13 protein-coding genes are annotated in these 19,713 nt (G+C 38.9%); 5 read left to right on the forward strand and 8 right to left on the reverse strand.

Annotated elements, in window-relative coordinates; all coding sequences use genetic code 11:
* Positions 1-21: 21 nt before the first annotated feature.
* Positions 22-891 (forward strand): N-acetylglucosamine kinase, encoded by an 870-nt coding sequence (locus ACVWYG_RS09975; protein ID WP_457270078.1) that lies wholly within the window; start codon positions 22-24, stop codon positions 889-891.
* 57 nt (positions 892-948) lie between these two features.
* Here the strand turns inward: ACVWYG_RS09975 and ACVWYG_RS09980 are convergent, their stop codons facing one another.
* Positions 949-1,638: an NUDIX hydrolase gene (locus ACVWYG_RS09980; protein ID WP_457270079.1), complete on the reverse strand. Its 690-nt coding sequence runs from the start codon at positions 1,636-1,638 to the stop codon at positions 949-951.
* Positions 1,639-1,746: 108 nt separating this feature from the next.
* On the opposite strand from ACVWYG_RS09980, the gene pfkA reads away from it, so the two are divergent.
* From pfkA to gap, 3 genes are read left to right on the forward strand one after another with little or no spacing between them, the layout of a single operon-like run.
* The gene (pfkA, locus tag ACVWYG_RS09985; protein ID WP_457270080.1) at positions 1,747-2,733 is read left to right on the forward strand and encodes a 6-phosphofructokinase; all 987 of its coding nucleotides are present in this window, start codon (positions 1,747-1,749) and stop codon (positions 2,731-2,733) included.
* A 1-nt stretch (position 2,734) separates the two neighbouring features.
* Positions 2,735-3,577, forward strand: a complete 843-nt coding sequence (locus tag ACVWYG_RS09990) for a hypothetical protein (protein ID WP_457270081.1) — start codon at positions 2,735-2,737, stop codon at positions 3,575-3,577.
* 6 nt (positions 3,578-3,583) lie between these two features.
* Positions 3,584-4,588, forward strand: coding sequence for a type I glyceraldehyde-3-phosphate dehydrogenase (gene gap / locus ACVWYG_RS09995; RefSeq protein ID WP_457270082.1), 1,005 nt, complete (start codon positions 3,584-3,586; stop codon positions 4,586-4,588).
* Positions 4,589-6,743: 2,155 nt separating this feature from the next.
* Here the strand turns inward: gap and ACVWYG_RS10000 are convergent.
* The 5 genes from ACVWYG_RS10000 to ACVWYG_RS10020 form a co-directional block, all read right to left on the reverse strand.
* Complete coding sequence (locus ACVWYG_RS10000; protein WP_457270083.1) at positions 6,744-8,054, reverse strand: TolC family protein; 1,311 nt, start codon at positions 8,052-8,054, stop codon at positions 6,744-6,746.
* A gap of 1 nt (position 8,055) precedes the next feature.
* Positions 8,056-11,166, reverse strand: coding sequence for an efflux RND transporter permease subunit (locus ACVWYG_RS10005; protein WP_457270084.1), 3,111 nt, complete (start codon positions 11,164-11,166; stop codon positions 8,056-8,058).
* On the reverse strand, positions 11,163-12,320 hold the full coding sequence (locus ACVWYG_RS10010; RefSeq protein WP_457270085.1) for an efflux RND transporter periplasmic adaptor subunit: 1,158 nt from the start codon (positions 12,318-12,320) through the stop codon (positions 11,163-11,165). Before ACVWYG_RS10010 ends, ACVWYG_RS10005 begins: the two co-directional genes overlap by 4 nt.
* A gap of 239 nt (positions 12,321-12,559) precedes the next feature.
* Positions 12,560-13,987, reverse strand: a complete 1,428-nt coding sequence (locus tag ACVWYG_RS10015; protein ID WP_457270086.1) for a serpin family protein — start codon at positions 13,985-13,987, stop codon at positions 12,560-12,562.
* A gap of 469 nt (positions 13,988-14,456) precedes the next feature.
* Positions 14,457-15,434 carry a hypothetical protein gene (locus tag ACVWYG_RS10020; RefSeq protein WP_457270087.1) on the reverse strand — a complete coding sequence of 326 codons (978 nt, stop codon included), beginning with the start codon at positions 15,432-15,434 and terminating at the stop codon, positions 14,457-14,459.
* 370 nt (positions 15,435-15,804) lie between these two features.
* Between ACVWYG_RS10020 and ACVWYG_RS10025 the strand changes: the two genes are divergently transcribed.
* Positions 15,805-16,638 (forward strand): helix-turn-helix domain-containing protein, encoded by an 834-nt coding sequence (locus tag ACVWYG_RS10025; protein WP_457270088.1) that lies wholly within the window; start codon positions 15,805-15,807, stop codon positions 16,636-16,638.
* Between the two features lie 304 nt (positions 16,639-16,942).
* Here the strand turns inward: ACVWYG_RS10025 and ACVWYG_RS10030 are convergent, their stop codons facing one another.
* Both ACVWYG_RS10030 and ACVWYG_RS10035 read right to left on the reverse strand, forming a co-directional pair.
* Positions 16,943-18,022 (reverse strand): alkene reductase, encoded by a 1,080-nt coding sequence (locus ACVWYG_RS10030; RefSeq protein WP_457270089.1) that lies wholly within the window; start codon positions 18,020-18,022, stop codon positions 16,943-16,945.
* A gap of 607 nt (positions 18,023-18,629) precedes the next feature.
* Complete coding sequence (locus ACVWYG_RS10035; protein ID WP_457270090.1) at positions 18,630-19,709, reverse strand: Ldh family oxidoreductase; 1,080 nt, start codon at positions 19,707-19,709, stop codon at positions 18,630-18,632.
* Between the last annotated feature and the right edge of the window lie 4 nt (positions 19,710-19,713).

A 19,713-nucleotide genomic window follows, 5' to 3' on the forward strand; every position in this document is an offset into this window, starting at 1 on the left:
CAAAACAAAAATAGAAAAACAATGATAGTAATTGCAGACGGAGGCTCCACCAAAACCAATTGGTGTTTGATCAATAAAGCGGGAAGAAAGATTTATTTCAATACAGAAGGTTATAATCCTTATTTCTCTAAAGAGGACTACATTGTTAAATCGTTAAATGAAACCCTTCCAGACCATCTAGAACGTGATAAACTGACCGAGGTTTACTATTACGGAGCAGGTTGTTCTACACCTACAAACGTTAAAATAGTGGCCGAGGCCATGAAAAAAGTCTTTACAAAGGCCGAGGTTTTTGTAGGTCATGATTTGTTGGCTTCTAGTCGCGCGTTACTTGGAGACCAACCTGGTTTCGCTGCAATACTAGGTACAGGCACCAATTCTTGCCTATACGATGGCATAGACATTACCATGAACATCGATTCGCTCGGATACTTTCTTGGCGATGAGGGCAGTGGCTGTTTTATTGGCAAGCGTATTTTGGGAGACTACATGAAAGGATACATGCCAAAAGGTTTACGTGAAGCATTTTATGATAATTATGCGTTAACAAACGAAGACATCTACGACCATATTTACAATAAGCCATTGCCAAATCGTTTTTGTGCAGGTTTTAGTAAATTTCTATATGATTTTAAAGACAACTATGAGGACTATGCCTTTAAAACAGTTGATTATGCGTTTACCGCCTTCTTCGAAAACTTAGTCGTCCATTATCCAAATTATAAAAACTATACGTTAAATTGTGTTGGATCCGTGGGTTACAGTTTCAGAGATATCTTAAGTATTGTTGCCGATAGATATGAAATGGGTATCGGAAAAATTATTAGGTCACCAATAGATGACTTGGTAGATTATCACCTAGAAATTGCGCCGAAGACCAACTTAGGTTAACGACTACAAGTAATGTTATTATTTGATGGCAGCTCAAAAAGAGCTGCCATCTTTTTTTTAGAATGCAATCTCTTTACCGAACAACTTGGCATATTTACGTTTATCAAAACGGTATAACGCAGCGGCACGATAAGAAACACCTTTTTGTTTTTCGTTGAGCTCTTTAAGTACTCCGAAGCTTGTAATTTTTTTTCTAAAATTTCTTTTATCTAACTTTTTGCCTAATACAAGTTCGTATACATGTTGTAACTGGGTGAGCGTAAACTTTTCTGGCAGCAATTCGAAAGCGATTGGTTGATGTTTTATTCGACGCTTAATTTTTTCTAAACCTTTATCATATATTTTTTGGTGATCAAAAGCCAATTTCGGAAGCTTACTAATAGGCATCCAATTGGCTTGTTTTGCGTAGCTGCTTCTCGGCACCACTTCTTTTTCGCCGCCCAACCTAATCAGGGCGTAATAGGCCAAGGTGATTACCCTACCTTGTGGGTGCCTACCTGGATCGCCAAAAGCGTAATATTGCTCCATATAAATGCCACTTAAACCAGTAAGCTCATATAAAATGCGTTCGGCAGACTGGTCTAGGCTTTCGTTGTGTCCAACTATGTTCCCGGGCAAGGCCCACCAATCTTTAAAAGGTTCTTCATTTCTTTCGATTAAGAGTATCTTAAGCTCTTTGCCATCGAAACCAAACAAGACGCAATCTATCGAAAATACAGAATCAAAATGGGGTAAAATCTGTTCCAAGTTACATTATTTAGTAGAGGATGTTAATTTGATAATTTTCAATATTAAGAAAAATAATTAGAAAAAAATTACTTAGTGTAAAAATTACACACTATATTCGTAGATTAGATGAACAAACAAATTAAGAATATAGCTGTATTAACCTCAGGCGGTGATGCGCCGGGAATGAACGCAGCGATAAGAGCGGTGGTACGCACCGGTATTTATAATGGCCTTAACGTGTTCGGTGTAATTCAAGGATATCAAGGGCTAATCACCAACAACATCAAACCAATGGATGCCCGCTCGGTAAGCAATATCTTACACCTCGGCGGCACCATCCTTAAAACTGCCCGCTGTTTGGAATTCAAAACGGAAGAAGGCATGGCAAAGGCTTATCAACACGTTAAAGAAAATAACATTGATGCACTTGTAACGATTGGTGGAGACGGAACTTTTACAGGAGCGAAGATCTTCTCAGAAAGGTATGGAATTAACGTAATTGGTATTCCTGGAACGATCGATAACGATTTGGCAGGATCTGATTTTACATTAGGTTATGATACCGCAATAAACACTGTGTTAGATGCGGTGGATAAAATTAGAGATACCGCCGACGCACACGATAGATTGTTTTTTGTAGAGGTGATGGGAAGAAATTCTGGTTGTATTGCCTTGCGCAGTGCCATTGCTAGCGGAGCAGAAGTTGTATTGCTGCCAGAAAGAGAAACGACGATTGACGATCTTATTAGAAAGTTAGAGCTAGGTGCTTCAACCAAAAAATCTTCAAGCATTGTTATTGTTTCTGAGGGACATAAAAAAGGTGGAGCTTTTGAAATGGCGCGACAGGTAAAGGAGCGTTTTACCCATTATGATACGAAGGTGACCATTTTGGGCCACCTGCAACGAGGCGGTAGTCCTAGTAGTTTCGATAGAATTTTGGGTAGCAGACTTGGTTTTGCAGCAGTTAACGCCCTCATAGCGGGAGAAACAGATAAAATGGCAGGGTTGATCGGGAACGAAGTGAAACTTACTAGCATTCACGACGCCATCACGACGCAAATAAACAAATTGGAACCAGATCTGTTAGAGATGACAGAGGTACTTTCTATTTAAGATGGTAGCAATTGTATACAGTGGATCTAAAACTGCCTTTTGGAAATTGACCAAAAACGGAATAGTAGTGGCTCATTGTAATACTACCGGCTTAAATCCTTGTTTTGTAGATCGCAAAACGATTTTACAAATCTTGAATAAAAAAGTGGCCTTGGTAAACCATGCAGAGGAAATTAAAAAGATATACTTTTTCGCTGCCGGCGCCTCCTCTCACGACAGGAAAGAAGAATTGGCAAATACACTTTCTTCATTCTTCAAATTTAGCAAGGTCATTGTAGAGGATGACCTCTTTGGTGCTGCTAAAGCTGTTTGTTTTGATAAAACCGGAATTGTGGGGATGATTGGAAATGGCGCAAATTGTGCGTATTTCGATGGGAAAAAACCAATAAAAAATAACTTCGGTTTAGGTTATATTTTGGGCGATGAAGGTTCTGCCAATTACTTAGGGAAAATGTTGCTGAAAAATCATTTGACGAAAAAACTGCCACAGGATCTTGAAACAAAATTTAACAGCGCCTACGGCTTAGATCGTCCACAAATTTTAGAAAAAATATACAATAAGCCACAGGCAAATAATTTTTTAAGTTCTTTTTTTGATTTCATTCTTCAGCACAAAGATCATGGCTACATTATTGGGCTGGTGGACGAAGGATTTGAAAAGTATTTAAAAAAGTACACGATTCCCATGGCATTAAAATATAAAGACGAGGAACTACATTTCGTGGGTATTGTAGCTTCTGAGTTTGAAGAGCGGTTAAGAGTTGCTGCCGCTAAACATCAGTTAACGATAAAAACAATTATCAAAGAACCCATTCATAATTTATTAAAACATTTCACTAATTAGAAAAAAATGAGCAAAATTGGAATAAACGGCTTTGGCCGTATCGGCCGCCTGGTTTTTAGGGCAGCATTAAAAAGAGGTTTGGATATTGTTGCGATTAACGATTTAATTGAGCCTGATTATATGGCTTATATGTTGAAATATGATACGACGCACGGAAAATTCGAAGGAACTGTTGAAGTGAAAGATGGCCATCTAGTTGTTAATGGTAAAACAATTCGGGTTACTGCAGAAAAAAATCCAGCTGATCTTAAATGGGATGAGGTTGGAGTAGAAGTGGTCATAGAATCTACTGGTTTATTTTTAACAAGAGAAGCTGCAGAAAAGCACCTTGCAGCTGGCGCTAAAAAAGTAGTCCTTTCAGCTCCTGCAAAAGATGATAGCATCCCTACTTACGTAATGGGTGTAAATCATAATAAATTGTCTGCAGAACAGACTATAGTTTCAAATGCATCTTGTACCACCAATTGTTTGGCTCCTATTGCCAAAGTGTTAAACGATAATTGGGGAATTGCAGAAGGGTTAATGAGTACTGTGCATGCGGTTACGGCCACTCAAAAAACTGTTGATGGCCCGTCTCACAAAGATTGGAGAGGTGGTCGTGGTGGTTTCTCAAACATTATCCCATCATCTACAGGCGCGGCAAAAGCAGTGACCCTTGTAATTCCAGAACTTAAAGGAAAACTAACAGGCATGGCTTTCAGGGTTCCTGTTGCTGATGTATCTGTAGTTGATTTAACCGTTAAACTAGAAAAACCTGCAACCTACCAAGAGATTAAAGATGCAATGAAGAAAGCATCTGAAGAAGGCGATTTAAAAGGTGTGTTGGGATACACTGAGGATGAGGTTGTGTCTAGCGATTTTATCGGAGATGATCGCGCGTCGATCTTCGACGCCGGTGCAGGTATTGCCTTAAATGATCATTTTGTAAAAGTGGTTTCTTGGTATGACAATGAATGGGGATATTCTTCTGCATTGGCAAAATTTGTGGAATATTATTCTAATCTTAAGTAAAATAAGATAAAAAGAATTAAATTTTAAGAAAAGGCAACGTTTTTATGCGTTGCCTTTTTTTTATGCAAAAAACACGATATTTAGACCCGAAAATAGGTTAAAAAAATAAAAATTTGAGATTATGATCAAATATTTCAAAAAAAAACTTTATTTAACATTAAATTAACATAAAAATATAATTTTATGTTAATAATACGTTTATTGCAATCATTTTTCTAACCATTTTAACAAAATTTAACTTTTTTTGTATAACAGCGAGCTAAATTGAATATTTTGTTCACTTTACATTCATTTCAGTGGTTAAAACACCATATAAATCTAAAATGACAAAATTAATACACTTTTTTTATTAGTGTAATTTGTACACTAAGAAAAGTTATCTATATTTGCAGTATGGTAATCGGAAGTGATTATCTTTTGAATAAGAAAAACACAACAGCGACAAACTTTTAAAAAAGTTTATTGTTAAAGACAAAGCCTGGCTCATAACAGGTTTATATTTGGTTAGAAAAAAAAGAAGGTGCTCGGATGAGACCTTCTTTTTCTGTTTAAAGGCTATACAAAGAAAAGAAGCTATTGAAGAGCTAATTTTAGGTCAATCACCAATATGGATTTAGTTGGCAATTTACTTTTACATCAACTAGTTTAAAAATCTATGATTCTTGAGCCTTAGTTTTAATTATTTAAATATAGAACTCGAACCAGCTGTAAACGCTTCCAAATTAAGAAGCGAAGAAATAAATAACATTTGTAATGACTGCATGAGCATTTATGTCTAAATACCTTGAAATGTGTTGAGTGGAGAAGCTTAAATTTGTTTCGTAGTGATGCAAATATCAGTTCACCATATGCATTTTTTTAACGTCTCGCTATTCTAATGGGCATTTTATTTTTAGAGTATCATTAAATGCTATGATTGATTTGCAATCTCAAACACATCGCTAAACATATTTTACGCTATAGTGTTATTTTACTTGCTATCACATCAGTTCCCGGTTAATTTAAGGTTATTTTAGCGCTATTTTTAAAAAGAATATTAAACGGAGTTAACAAGCGTTTCACAGGGGATTTACAGGAAGACGCCCGTGTTATGCCCCTGTTATCTCCCTATAAAGCCCCTATTTGACCCCTGTTATTATTAATTAAACTTAAAGGAAGTATAGCGCATTTTTAAAGATGTAGTAAACTTACCCAGTATTTCTTCCTGATAAATATCCTAGATACATCACATCAAAAGAGTGTTCGTTAAATGATGTCCATACTTAAAAATTAGCAAAAAAACCAAGATTGGTTTAAAGTCTAATCTCTTTTAAGGAAGCGCTCAAATAAACCTTCTTGAATTGAAATACATAGGTAGATTTTTAGATTAATAATTATTTGGGCGCTTTAACACGCCATCCGCTGTATTTTTTGGGTAGAAAAAGCCCAAAAAGATGCCGCTGCTGTCGTTAGCGCAAAAAGTCTGAGCGCTGCGTTAAGGATTGCAGCGGAAATCCTGCTTACAAGGATTGGAACGGAAAGCGCGACCCTCTCAAGGGAAACGCCCAAAATCCCTAAAATATTTTATTTTTTCAAACAGTTTGATCATTATTTGGGCGCTTTTACACGCTGTTCATTATATCTCTAATTGGCTTTAATAGGCCAATTAAAAGATGCCATTCCCATCGTTAGCGCACCTCTCATTTCGGCTATTTTGCGTTAGCGAGTGCAGAGGAAATCCTTTTTGCGAGGAACGAACAAAAAGATTGCAACGGAAAGCGCGACCCTCTTCAGGAGAACGCCTAAATTATAAAAATAGAATTTATAACCTAGCTCGACTTATTCTATTGATGATTATTTGGGCGCTTTTACACGCTGTTCATTGTATCTTTAATTGGCTTTAAGGTGCCAATTAAAAATGCCATTCCCATCGTTAGCGCTTTTTGGCCGGAGGGATGTTTTGCGTTGGGTTGCACCGGAAATCCTTTCTACGAGGAAGGAGTGAAAAGATTGCAGCAGAAAGCCCGACCCCTTTTCGGGGGGAAAGCCCCAAAACTTTCTTAAAATAGTTGAATTTTGTATGAAAGAAGACAAGAGGATTTCTGGAAGTAAATTTAAAAGGTAGGTAGCGATCTCTGAAATATCCGCCGGCTATCCCTGAAAATCCACCTCCCAATCATTCAAAATTAATCGTTCCGCTGATTTGTTTTAAAGTAACTTCAGCGACCTTCGCCTGATATTGAGTTTCTAAAGAACGGTTCTTAGCATCTATCGCATTACGCTGTGCCTCTCGTAATTCTAGGGGCGCAATACTGCCCAATCGATATTTCGCCAACGTTATGTCGAGATTTTCATTGGCAATTTCTACATTATTTTTCTCCACCGCCACCAACCCCAGATACGTGCGATAATTTTGATAGGCTAAAGCAAGCTGACTATTTACGTCTTGCTTTGTTTTCTCAAAGGAAAAACTAGAGGATTCAATTTCTATTTTCGCATTGCGCTCATTTAGATTTTGCAAAAAACCATTAAAAATATTTAAGCTCGCAGTAAGGCCATAATTAAACCCTTTCGCCCGCAAACCAGTGTTAAAACCTGTTGGCGTACTGCTTCTGTTTATGTCGTAACCACCATTAAGACTAATTTTTGGGAACCGGTCTCCCTTCAATTCTTTCAGACTTAGTTCAGCGACTTTTTTGGCTAAAAAAGCATTTTGTAAATCTGGGTTTAACTTTTCGGTTGCCTTCTGAAGATCTACATACGCTAAGCCTAATTCCATCACAATTTCATTTGCAACCTGAAATTTGATGGTCGCCTCTCGTGCCATGAGCTGATTTAAATTAATCATGTAGGTGTTAAGCAAATTTAGTTGCTGCAGATAGGTGGAAGTATCTGTATTATAATCTACCTGAGCCGCTAATAAATCTAATTTTGAGCCTCTGCCAAGTTCAAGCTTGTTTTTTGCGATGGATACTCGAAGTTTAGAGATGTCTATCGAGGTATCGGCTGCAATGACCAATTGTTGTTGCTTGGCCATTTGATAGTAAGCGTTGATTACGTTTGACACCGTTGTAAGTATTTGCGCTTTTGCGACCGCTTGGCCTTGCTGTTCTAATACCTTTAACTTGTCGTAAGTAGCGAACATTCTAAATCCATCGAATACTGTCCAGTCCAGCCCCACTCCATAGGACAAATTTGTACTTTTTGCACCGTTGGTTACTTTCTCTGTGCCACTTTGTTGCGTCTGCACAGCATTTTGGCGATTTCCGCCGGTTGTAAAATTTCCTGCCACAGCGGGCAGCATTCCAGCATTTCCTGGACTCACATTATTTTGGGCAATTGCCAAATCATTTTTAATCAATTTAATATCGTAATTATTGTGCAAGGCAATGGTAATGGCTTGCTGTAGGCTAAGTATTTCTTGGGCAGATGCCAATTGAGCAAATGCAATCAACCACAAGGCGACAATATAGCTGGCTGTTTTCATTTTAATCTTTTTGATTGTTTGACGCTGTGTCTGTTGCTTCGATCGCTTCCAAATCTGCATTTGTCTTGTGTTCCTTACTCCAGAACGAATAAATGGCAGGAATTACAAATAAGGTTAAAATTAAAGAAAACAAGGTTCCGCCGATGATTACAGTGCCCATACTCATTCTACTTTTTGCCGCAGCTCCCAGCGCCAATGCGATTGGCAAAGCGCCAATAGAAATCGCCAAACTTGTCATTAATATTGGGCGTAAACGCGATACAGCTGCTTCTCTAATGGCGTTGTGGACGGAAGCTCCCTTTTCCTTTAGCTGATTGGCAAACTCTACGATTAGAATTCCATTTTTGGTTACTAGCCCAATGAGCATAATGGTTCCTATCTGGCTAAATATATTCCAGCTCTGGCCACACAACCATAACGATAGAAATGCGCCTGCAACTGCCATCGGCACGGTTAGTATAATGATAATGGGATCTTTAAAACTCTCAAATTGTGCCGCTAAAATCAAATAAACTAACAGCAAAGCTAGTCCAAATGCAAATAAAGTATTCGAAGAACTTTCTCTAAAATCTCTAGACTCACCGCCTAAATCTGTAGAAAAAGTTTCGTCTAATACCTTTTTAGAAATTCTGTCCATCGCATCTATTCCATCACCAATACTTTTGCCAGGCGCCAATCCTGCGGATACGGTAGCGGAAATGAAACGGTTGTTGCGATAAAGTTGCGGTGGACGACTTTTTTCTTCAGCCTTAACCAAATTATCCATCTGGATGAGCTGCCCTTTATCATTTCTTACGTATAAGGAACTTAGGTCTAATGGCGCTTTTCTATTATTTACTTCAAATTGTCCAATAACCTGATACTGTTTCCCATTCATGTAGAAATAAGAAAAACGCTGTCCGCTTAAACCAAGTTGAAGAGTTGATGCAATGTCTGCCACCGAAACATCCAAATTTTTTGCTTTTTCTCTGTTTATGGTTAAGTCTAGTTCTGGTTTGTTAAATTTTAAGTTTACATCCGAAACTGAAAAGGTCGGATCGTTTGCCACTTCGTCCATAAATGCCGGTACTTTTTGCTGCAGCTTAGTAAAGTTTTGTGCTTGGATAATGTAGTTGATTGGCAAACCTGCGCGTTTTCCAACTGAAATAGTTGGCTGTTGACTTACAATTACTTTAGCTTCTGTATAGCTTTTGGTGATCTTGGTTAATTTATCAGCAATTTCTTTTTGAGAACGCGCCCGATCTGAAGGATCTATTAAAGCCATGCGTACATAACCCGAATTTGTAGAACCAGAACCCCCAAAATTAGGGGAGGTAATGGTGATGTTGACCTTCTTCTCTGGAACAGAATCATCAATAAGCTTAATCATCTGATCCATAAACTTATCAGTATAGGCAAATGTAGCTCCTTCTGGCTCTGTTATATTCATGTTAATGGAACTCCTATCATCGTAAGGCGCGGTTTCTTTTGGCAGAATCTTCCAAAATAACCCTATAAAACCAACACACACCACCAAGATCGGAATGGCAAGCCAACGTTTGTTTAAGAACTTATTCAAATTACGTTGATAGCTGTCATTGAGTTTGACAAAGTAGGGTTCCGTTAAATCATAAAATTTTGATTTTTTATGACCGCCTTTTTTCATCAAATAAGCGTTAAGCATCGGCGTTAATGTTAAAGAAACAAAGGCCGAAATAAGCACCGCAGCGCCAATTACTACCCCAAACTCCCTAAACAATCTGCCTACAAAACCCTGTAAGAAAATAACCGGTAAAAACACTGCTGCTAACGTTATGGATATCGAAATTACTGCAACGAATATTTCGTTAGATCCTAAAATGGCGGCTTCGATTGGACTGTAGCCCTCTTCCACTTTCTTAAATATATTTTCAGTCACTACAATCCCATCATCAACAACCAAACCTGTAGCTAGCACAATGGCCAATAAACTTAACACGTTTATCGAATAGCCAAAAATATACATAATAAAAAATGTCGCAATAAGCGAAACAGGTATGTCGATTAAGGGTCTAAAAGCGATGGCCCAATCCCTAAAAAAGAGGTAAATAATTAATATTACCAAAATTAAAGATATGAGAATTGTTTCGGAAACCTCAGTGATCGAAGCTTGAATAAATTTGGTGTTGTCTATAGAAACATTTAATTTAATGTCGCTAGGCATATCTGCCTTTAACTTATCGAAGCGTTTGTAAAACGCTTTAGTAATGTCTAAATAATTAGCACCAGGTTGTGGAATAATAGCGACTGCAACCATCGGCTTTCCAGATTCCTTTAAAATAGTTTCTTCATTTTCAGATCCCAATTCGGCATAACCAACATCACCTAACTTAACTACATTATCACTGTCTTTCTTTAAAATGAGGTTGTTAAATTCGTCTGCAGTTGTAAGCTTTCCTAGTGTATTAATTGTCAATTCAGTACTTGCGCCTGTTAATTTTCCAGAAGGTAATTCCAAATTTTCATTGCCTAAAGCGGTAACAATATCTTGCGAGGTCAATCCGTAACTCGACATTTTGTCTGGGTCGATGCGAATGCGCATGGCATACTTTCGTTGGCCCTGAATTTGAACACTACTAACGCCCGGAATGGTTTGAATTCTATCTACCACCACGTTCTCTGCAAAGTCGCTTAAGTCTTGTACGGTTCTTTTGTCGCTTTGTATCGTCATCGATAAAATCGCATCAGAATTGGCGTCGGCCTTGCTTACGGTTGGCAGGCCATCAATATCCTTTGGTAATTGTCTTGCTGCTTGCGATACCTTGTCACGAACATCGTTTGCAGCCTCATCAATATTTTTTCCTAAATCAAATTCTATGCTAATGCTACTCGCCCCTTGGTTGCTGGTAGAAGAGATATTCCTAATTCCATCAATGGCATTTATAGATTTCTCTAGCGGTTCAGTAATTTGAGATTCGATAATGTCTGAATTTGCCCCGGGATAAGAAGTGCGTACAGAAATAACCGTGGGATCTGTTGAAGGATATTCTCGCACACCCAAAAAGGAATAGCCGATAATGCCAAATAACATAATCACCAAGTTCATTACTATGGCTAGAACCGGGCGCTTTATGCTGATGGTCGAGATGCTCATATATCGGTATTGGAGGTTATTTTAACTTTTACCGGAACGTCATTCTTTAAAGACAATATGCCTGTGGTTAGTACCGTATCTCCTGCAATCAATCCTTTGGTAATTAAAATTTTTCTTGAGGTGCGAATGCCAGCTTCTACTTTTATCTGCTGTGCTTTACCGTTTCTGCTAACAAAGACCGTTTTACCATCTAACACCGGCACAATTGCTTCTGTTGGCACTAGAATAGCGTTTTTCAGCGTGTTTAAATTCACCTTTACTTGTGCAAAAGAACCAGGCAGTAGTTTTCCATCTGGGTTTGATGCTAGTGCTTTAATAGAAAGTGTGCGGGTTTGAGTATTGATACCAGGCTCTATGGCATAAACTTTTCCAGAAAAAGTATCATTACTTGCGGCTGTAGAAAGGCTAATTATGGAGTTCAAACCAATTAGTTCTACATACTTTTCTGGTACAGCAAAGGTAATTTTAACGGGGTTTACGCTTAGCAAATTGGCAATTTCGGTGGCTGGTGTCACATAACCACCCGCAGAGATGGAACGAAGACCAATTCTTCCACTAAATGGTGCATAAATCTCCGTTTTTGCGAGTTGGGCTTTGATCAATTGGCTTTGCGCTTTTAAAGATTGTAGATCTGCCAAGGCAGCATCGTACTCCTCCCGACTGATGGCCCCCTTCGCCAACAACTGTTTAGCCCTATTTTCTGTAGTCGCAGACAATGTCTCTTTTGTTCTTGCTTCTCTTAATTGCGCTTGGACATCACGATCATTTATCTTAACCAATAAAGCACCTTTTTTCACATAGCCACCTTCTTTAAAATTTATTTGGGTAACCAATCCAGAAACTTCGCTATGTAAAGTTACCGCCTCATTGGCATCTACACTGCCACTAACTTCTATTTTATTGTTAAAATCAATAGGCTTAACCAACACGCCTTCGATGGCTAACGCACTGCTTTTTACATGTTCCTGTTTTCCCTTTACGCCACTACTAATCTTTTTGTTTTCACTAACACGATAATAAATAAGGTAGGCCAGACCTATGACAAGCAGTGTATAGAAAATATACCTTTTCTTCATTTGAGTTTCTTTATCATATTCTTCCGTTAAACCTATTCTGATTACGCGCACTAATGATTGAATGTAGCGCCAATCCAAAAATATATATTTGTTTTGTTTTTAGGCGATGATGTAGTAACGATGTTACAGCTTGTTGCTTTTTGCGCCAAACGCTTGTCCGTTTGAAGTTTGGCCATTCAAAAATAACTTTGGGGCTTCGCAACCGATGACTTTTATTTGTCTTGGTTTTAATTTTATCTTATTGAATTATCAGCGCTCTTACGCCCTATTATATGCAGAGAGCGCGTGTGCATAGTGCGTTCAATTAAGGGCTATTGCTACAACTTTTTGCTTTTTTTAAGTGTAATTATAACCAATCCATCATAATCCTTTGGCGAGTATTTGGCAATTTCATTTTTATCTTTGTATACATGGATCGCTTCAATATCATTTGGACTTAAGTTCTTGAACTCAGCCTCTGAAATGATGCTATTGTCGAGCACAAACAACACCGGTTTGAGGACATGCCCCATTGAAAATTTCGCCAATTTTCTGTTCGTTAAATTGGCGATTAAATCTTCTTTTCCGATTCTTTCCGCAGCATCGGGTTTAACAAACCTTCCCATAAAAAGAATCGACTTCGATTTATTGTCAATGACAAAAAATAAAAAAGGATGATCTGCATTGAAAATTTTATAAGATGGCAATCCGCTCAGCAATGTAGACGCAGCGGTAGAGGTAGCTGCCTCAGTTTTTTCTTCATCTAATTCGATAACGGCCTTGTGAAATACTTTTCCAAGCATTAAAGGGGTTTCTGTCATTCCATAGAAATCCGCTTCGCTAGTAAAAGCGGAGGCTAAACCTGCCTTTTCTAATACGCCGCTAAGCTCTAAACTCGATGACAATTTAATTTTCGGAAAGGAAAGCGACACACTTGTCTTATTTGAACTGTCTAGCACACCACTTAGAAAATCAGCATCCAACTTTTGCTCTATCGCCTCTAATCCAAAAAGCGCTTTAGGGAGCATAATACAAAAGCTCAAATCCGAATCTTGATAGGATTTTGACATAAACTGAAACTGACCGTTTTCAAAATATCGAACACTTTCGGTCATTTTCATAAAATCGACTTTATATTGATTTTCGACATCGCTAAAAAATGGTGAGGAAACAGTTTGTTTTTTATCAAACTTATTTAGCCATTGTCCCTTAAAGTAAACTGCATTTAGTAAAAGCATCTTGGTGCTCGGATTTAGATCATCGGCAGTTATAATTTCACTGATCTTTTTGTGAGTACGCTCGTCAACCCATCCATTGATTGAAGAAACTGCAGACGCTGGGTTTGCAAAATTCACTTGCTTAAAATCTGAGGAATATTTGTCAGAAATGGTTTTTACGTATGCATCTTTTACATGCATTTTTTTATCCAGCCAAATGGCATTATAAATTTTGACGGTACCGCCGCTATCTGTTTTAGCCAAAAATTGTTGGAGATAGACCCTTTTGTTGGTGTCTGCATTTTTCAAATGCAGCACCTTCTCAAACGCCGCTTTTGTATCATTCTTTGCGCCTTCATAGGCCATCATAAGTACAGCGTAAGTACTTAACGGAGATAAAACAATATTTTTATGGTTGATTTTTGCTTGCCGATACAACTCAAGCGAATAGCTATTTAAGCCATTGCTGTCTGTCGTTTGCGCACTCAGCGGTCCGACATTAAAAAAAACGAAATAACTAAAGAGGACAACGAAGGTTTTAAAATTCATACCGTTAAGTTTAGCTAGTTATCAAAATCATGCCGAATCCGCGGTAGGTTTAAAAGGTAAATAAGTGACATGTATTTTATCAAATATAAATATTTATAAAAAATTAAAAGGCACGATAATTAAAAAAGTCATTTCGTTTATACTCAACAAAAAGTTTATAAAACATTGTTTGCCTATTTAGAATATGGCGCAATACGAAGTGATGATGGAGCAAATTTACCAATCCTCAGACCGAAAAATGACCAATGATTTAAGTTAGGGATGCAAATCGCTTTTTAACGAAAGCTGTTCGTAGGCATACGCAATATGGCGAACAGCGAACTAGGTTTAACAAATCTTACCTTATCAAAATTCCAACACGTGCTTTGAAAGATTGTCGGATGTCATGTAATAAAAAATCCCCAACAAAATTGAGGATTTAATTTTAAGAATAATTATGGAACGGCTTTAGATTTATTAGTGACTGCCACTAATTTTTATCTTCTTGCCACAGACCGGTAACTTTACTCACTTCCTGGTAATTGTTTAGGTTAATGTGATTGGCCAACATAAAGGTTCCAAGCTTCCCGCTAACGGCTACGATTTTAATTTTATAAGTTCCTATATTGAAATTCTGCAAGCTAGGAATCGTGGCTGTTTTATCTCGTTGTACAAAGAAATAATGGAGCTTTACACTTCCAGGAAATGTTTCAAAAGCAATGTTGTAGTCAAAACTTCCGCCAAACGCTGTAAACTGAAAAGGAAGCGGTACCCAATTGTTGGCGTTACGAATAATGTCGGGTACAAAATAGGCGAGTACCATCCCATTGTCAAGCACATCTTGCGTAATAGCATTATTGGCTCGGATATAATACCTACTAAAGTAAAATGTGGTATTAGATGGACTAGTATTTAATCCATATTGCGAATTCCAGAGCCAGTCGGAAGAAGTTAGCGTGAATACATCTGTTTTTACATTTGCATTGCCTTCGGGGCCTTGAGCACCTGTAGGGCCACGTAAACTTACGGGAACCCCCCACCCAGCTGACGTTTTGGGTCCGTAAAGCAAATAAGAGGTACTGTTTAGGTAGAAGTCGCCATTGGCACCCAAGGAGGTAGCAGGCACCACGCTCCCTTTGTAGATCTGACTCCCTGCTGCTCCTTTTGCCCCTGAAGCGCCTTTTAGGGATAAGCCAGTTCCCCATCCGCTCGCTGTTTTTGGCCCGTATAATAAGGCTGTAGTTTTATCTAAATAGAAGTCGCCTACGTTGCCCGTGCCAGCAGCCGGCACGGTAGTGCCGCTGTAAATAATACTGCCGCTCTGCCCATTGCTGCCTATTGGTCCGGCTGGCCCAACAGGTCCTTGTGTTCCTTCTGGGCCTGTTGGCCCAACAGCACCATCTTTGCCACATGCGGCTAAAAACAAAATTGCAATGAGTGCGGTAATGTAAAAACTAGTCTTTTTCATAAATACTATTTATTTTAAATTGTTGAGTTTGATTCTTTTTAATTCCCTCTTTTAGCGCAATATTTTTTAAACCTGGATTGCAACTAGGCAGATCCAAGCGGTGATTCAAAAGATCATCCGCTCATCCATGCTTAAAGGCTAGCACCAATGACAGTTCTAGTATCCAAGGTTATTTACGTGCTAAATTAGTTGCTCACTTTTCTAAAACATAGTATAAAAACGACATTTGATTATTTTATTTAAAAAAAATATGGTCTTCTAGCAAGGGTAGCCTAATCTTTTGGCTGTCAGCACGAAATGGGCTTAGTTCCTCTTTTTTAAGGCTTTTTTTTGTAGTTTTATGTGGTTTATTCAGTAGCTCGCTTGGATTATGATTCATTCAGTTTTTCTCCCTCATCCATCATTGCGGGAGTTTGTAGACAACATCACGGTAACTTCATTTGATTTTACGGTGGAAAAGGAAATTTCTCCCATATACACCTTCGTGCCAACACATACTCGTTTTTTATGTTTCTATTTAGAAGACAAGGTTCTGGTGAAAAAGCATGGGGAAGATTTTAAATTAAAGCCGCGTTCGATGATCATTGGGCCGCAGACAACTCCCGTTACACTCGATTTAGGGCGTAAACATCAAGATGTTGTGGTTTGTCTTAAGCCGAGCGGAATGTTTAGGCTTTTGGGCATACCTTTACACACCATTGTAGATAAGGATTATGATGCTCGATTAATTTTAGGGCCTGAGGTAGATGAAGTGATCGATCAATTAAGTAGTGCAAAGACAGATGAGCTGAAAAATCAAGTCATCCAAAAATATTTGATGGGCAAGTTGGACTCTTTACAAAAGGCCTTGCCTTTCGACCTGGCAATGTTAGCACTTGTAAAAAACACCGGAAATTTACGCATTGAATCTGTGGCAAAAAGCGCTTGCCTTTCATTAAAACAATTTGAGAGAGCATCTTTAAACCGCATCGGCATTTCTCCCAAACTCTACAGTAGAATGATCAGATTCTCTTATGCCTACAAGTTAAAGGAGTTGTTTCCGCATAGATCTTGGTCTAGCATTACCTATCAATGTGGATATTTTGATCAAATGCACCTCATTAGAGATTTCAAGTTTTTTACAGGGTTTACTCCAGGTTGTCTTACAGAAACAGAAATCATTAATTCCGTTCGTTTTAGAACCTTGGAAGATGTATTTCTGTAAGTCTACAGTTTAAAATAGTTATACCAACTGATTATTTGGTTGTAAGCCAGCGACATACTACTAATTTAGAAAAAACAACCCTTACTGCTCAAAGAAAGCAAACTAATTGCTTCCTACCTATTTTCGGGATGGCTTGGAGGTGTTTCTTTGTCGAAATTGCAAATGCCGCTTTAACAAAAATTCGACCTGCACCTGCGGAATGTGTCGAATAGCGTTCCATAAAAAAATCCCTAACTTCTGCTGGGGATTTGATTTTTAAATAGATTTAAGGAGTACAACGTTTGTCCTCGAAGCATTCAAATTTTTACATGGTTGGGTAATCCGTGTAGCCCTTTGATCCAGGAGTGTAAAATGTATTCATATCTGGCGCATTTAATTCAGCGTCGGCTTTAAAACGGGCCAACAAATCCGGATTTGCCAAGTAAGGTCTCCCGAATGCGATTAGATCTGCTGTCTTTTCTTCTAAGGCTTTCTCTGCAGAATCTTTGTCGAAATTACCGCAAAGAATTAATGTTCCGTGGAAAGTTTTACGCACATCTTCAAGCACTTCTTTTGGTAGCTTTGTAGACCCCATAGCAGAATGATCTAACAAATGAACGTATGCAAGTCCAATTTTGTTGATTTCTTCAGCAATGTAATGATAGGTTTTTGCCATTTCTTGGTAAGGCTTCATGTCGTTAAACGCACCATTTGGAGACAACCGAAGGCCGACTTTTTCTACACCAATTGCGCTAACTGCTTGACGCATAATTTCTAACAAAAAATTTGCCCTATTTTCTATGCTTCCGCCAAATTCATCTGTCCTGGTGTTGCTATCAGGATTAAGAAATTGCTCAATTAGATAACCATTCGCGCCGTGTATTTCTACACCATCAAAACCTGCTTCAACAGCGAGTTCGGCCGCAGTTACATATTCTTTGATCGCCTCCTTCACTTCCGCGTTGGTCATTGCTCTAGGCGTATCGTTCTTTTTCATTCCTTCGGCATCCGTATACATTTCCCCGTCGGCAGCAACGGCTGATGGCGCTAAAATCTCTGCTCCTTTTGGTAGGTTTAGATGATGGCCAATCCTTCCGCAATGCATCAATTGTAAAAATATCTTTCCACCCTTGGCATGAACTTCGTCAGTTACCAATTTCCAACCATCCACCTGTTGTTGGTTATACAAACCAGGGATACGAGGATAACCAATTCCGTTTGGCGATGGAGAAGTACCTTCTGTTATGATTAATCCCGCTTCTGCACGCTGACCGTAATACGTGGCCATTAGCTTGTTCGGTGTGTTTTCTTCCTCTGCCCTAGAGCGAGTCATTGGTGCCATTACTGCGCGGTTTCTTAAGCATAATTTGTCTGAGTTGTATGCCTCGAATAATAAATTTTCCATTTTTTGCTATAATTGTTTGCTCACATATACTTCAAAACTGAAGAAAATGTTTGCCAACAAAAATCTCTAAATCCTGATTCGTTTGATTATGTGATTGGTGTGATTAAAAAATAATTGCAAGTCAGAAACGGGATAACATCAAGTCGCTTCCTCCTGCGCTTTCCAAGTGGTTGGGACAAGCAGACCAAAGTCTATCGGTAAATTTGCAAGGCGTTTCGACGCGCTCAACGTGACACCTTAGAAACGGGCCACAGGACGCGTGAAATTATTAAAAGACAAAAAATTAAAAATGCCCTTTTACCGGAGTTTGCTTTGCGCCTACGAAAGATTCCGAACAGCGGGAGAAATATCTGCTTTAGTGTTTGCGCAACAAATTGAAAACTAACTCTGTTCTGCAACAGGGATGGAAATTAAAACTTTGAGTGGAGGAAAGCGGGGGTGGATTAAAAGTTTGTCCGCAGGGCCGTAGCGAAAGCGAAGTAATGCACAGCCCGGCCGTTGCCCAAAAAATAGAAAGAATTTGAATTTTGAACTTACTGAATAAGATGGTGTTAACCAAGAAGTTGATCCAGTCAAAGCATAGAGATAACGACTACTTCTGATAAACCTAAGCAGGAAATTCCAGTTCAAATTTCGTTGCAATCTCTTTCAAATCTGCAACTACCGCATCTACAATGGGAATTCCAGTTTTAGCACGTTCTTGCTCGGCCGCATATTCCGGTTCTCCAGGGATGATTACAGGTTTGTCTGGATCAATGCTTTTTGCTGATTTAAATCTTTGGATCCAATTGTCTAGGTGATTCTTGAAATCTGCTGTTGGCCTGAATCCATCTACCCTCATCGCCCCAAAAAAATGACCGATTCCCTCGCCAACAGGATCTGATGGCGGGTCTAAAAAAGCCACAAACGGAGGAACCCAAGGACCATAATTTGCGCCAGAAAGCACCGCAGATAAAATATCTACTGTTGCGCCAAGCCCATATCCTTTATGACTTCCATGTTCCTTATCGCTTCCCAGCGGCAACAAAGCGCCGCCATCATGCAATTCGTTTGGATTCTTCGATGCATTTCCTTCCTTGGTTTGCACCCATCCCGACGGCAACTCGGCATTGGCCCGTTGAGCGATTTCTAATTTGCCATTTGCAGCTGCAGAAGTTGCCATATCTACCACCACAGGCGGATATTTCCCTGCAGGAAACGCATAACACATTGGGTTTGTCCCGAGCAACCGTTCTGTGGTAAAAGTTGGTGCCACCAAAGGACTCGCATTAGTCATGCTGATGCCGATCATGTCTTTTGCAACAGCTTTTAAAGCGTGGTAACCGGCAATGCCGAAATGATTTGAATTTTTTACAGCAACCCATCCGCTTCCATACTTCTCGGCTTTTGCTATAGCCAAGTCCATGGCAAATGGCGCAACAACAAGGCCGAGTCCTGAGTCGCCATCAATTGTGGCGGTGGTTGGTGTTTCGTGTACTATTTTGACATTCGGTTTGGTATTTATTCTGCCTTTTTCCCATAGACGCACGTAGCCCTTTAAACGCGCTACGCCGTGCGAATCGATTCCACGTAAATCTGATTTCAATAAGACATCGGCAGCTAAAATCGCATGTTCCGTCGAACAACCCATTTGTATAAAAACTTTTTGGGTAAAAGCCCTGAGTTTAGCTTCGGTAACTGTGGTCATATTA

The organism is Pedobacter sp. UYEF25 (assembly GCF_054061655.1).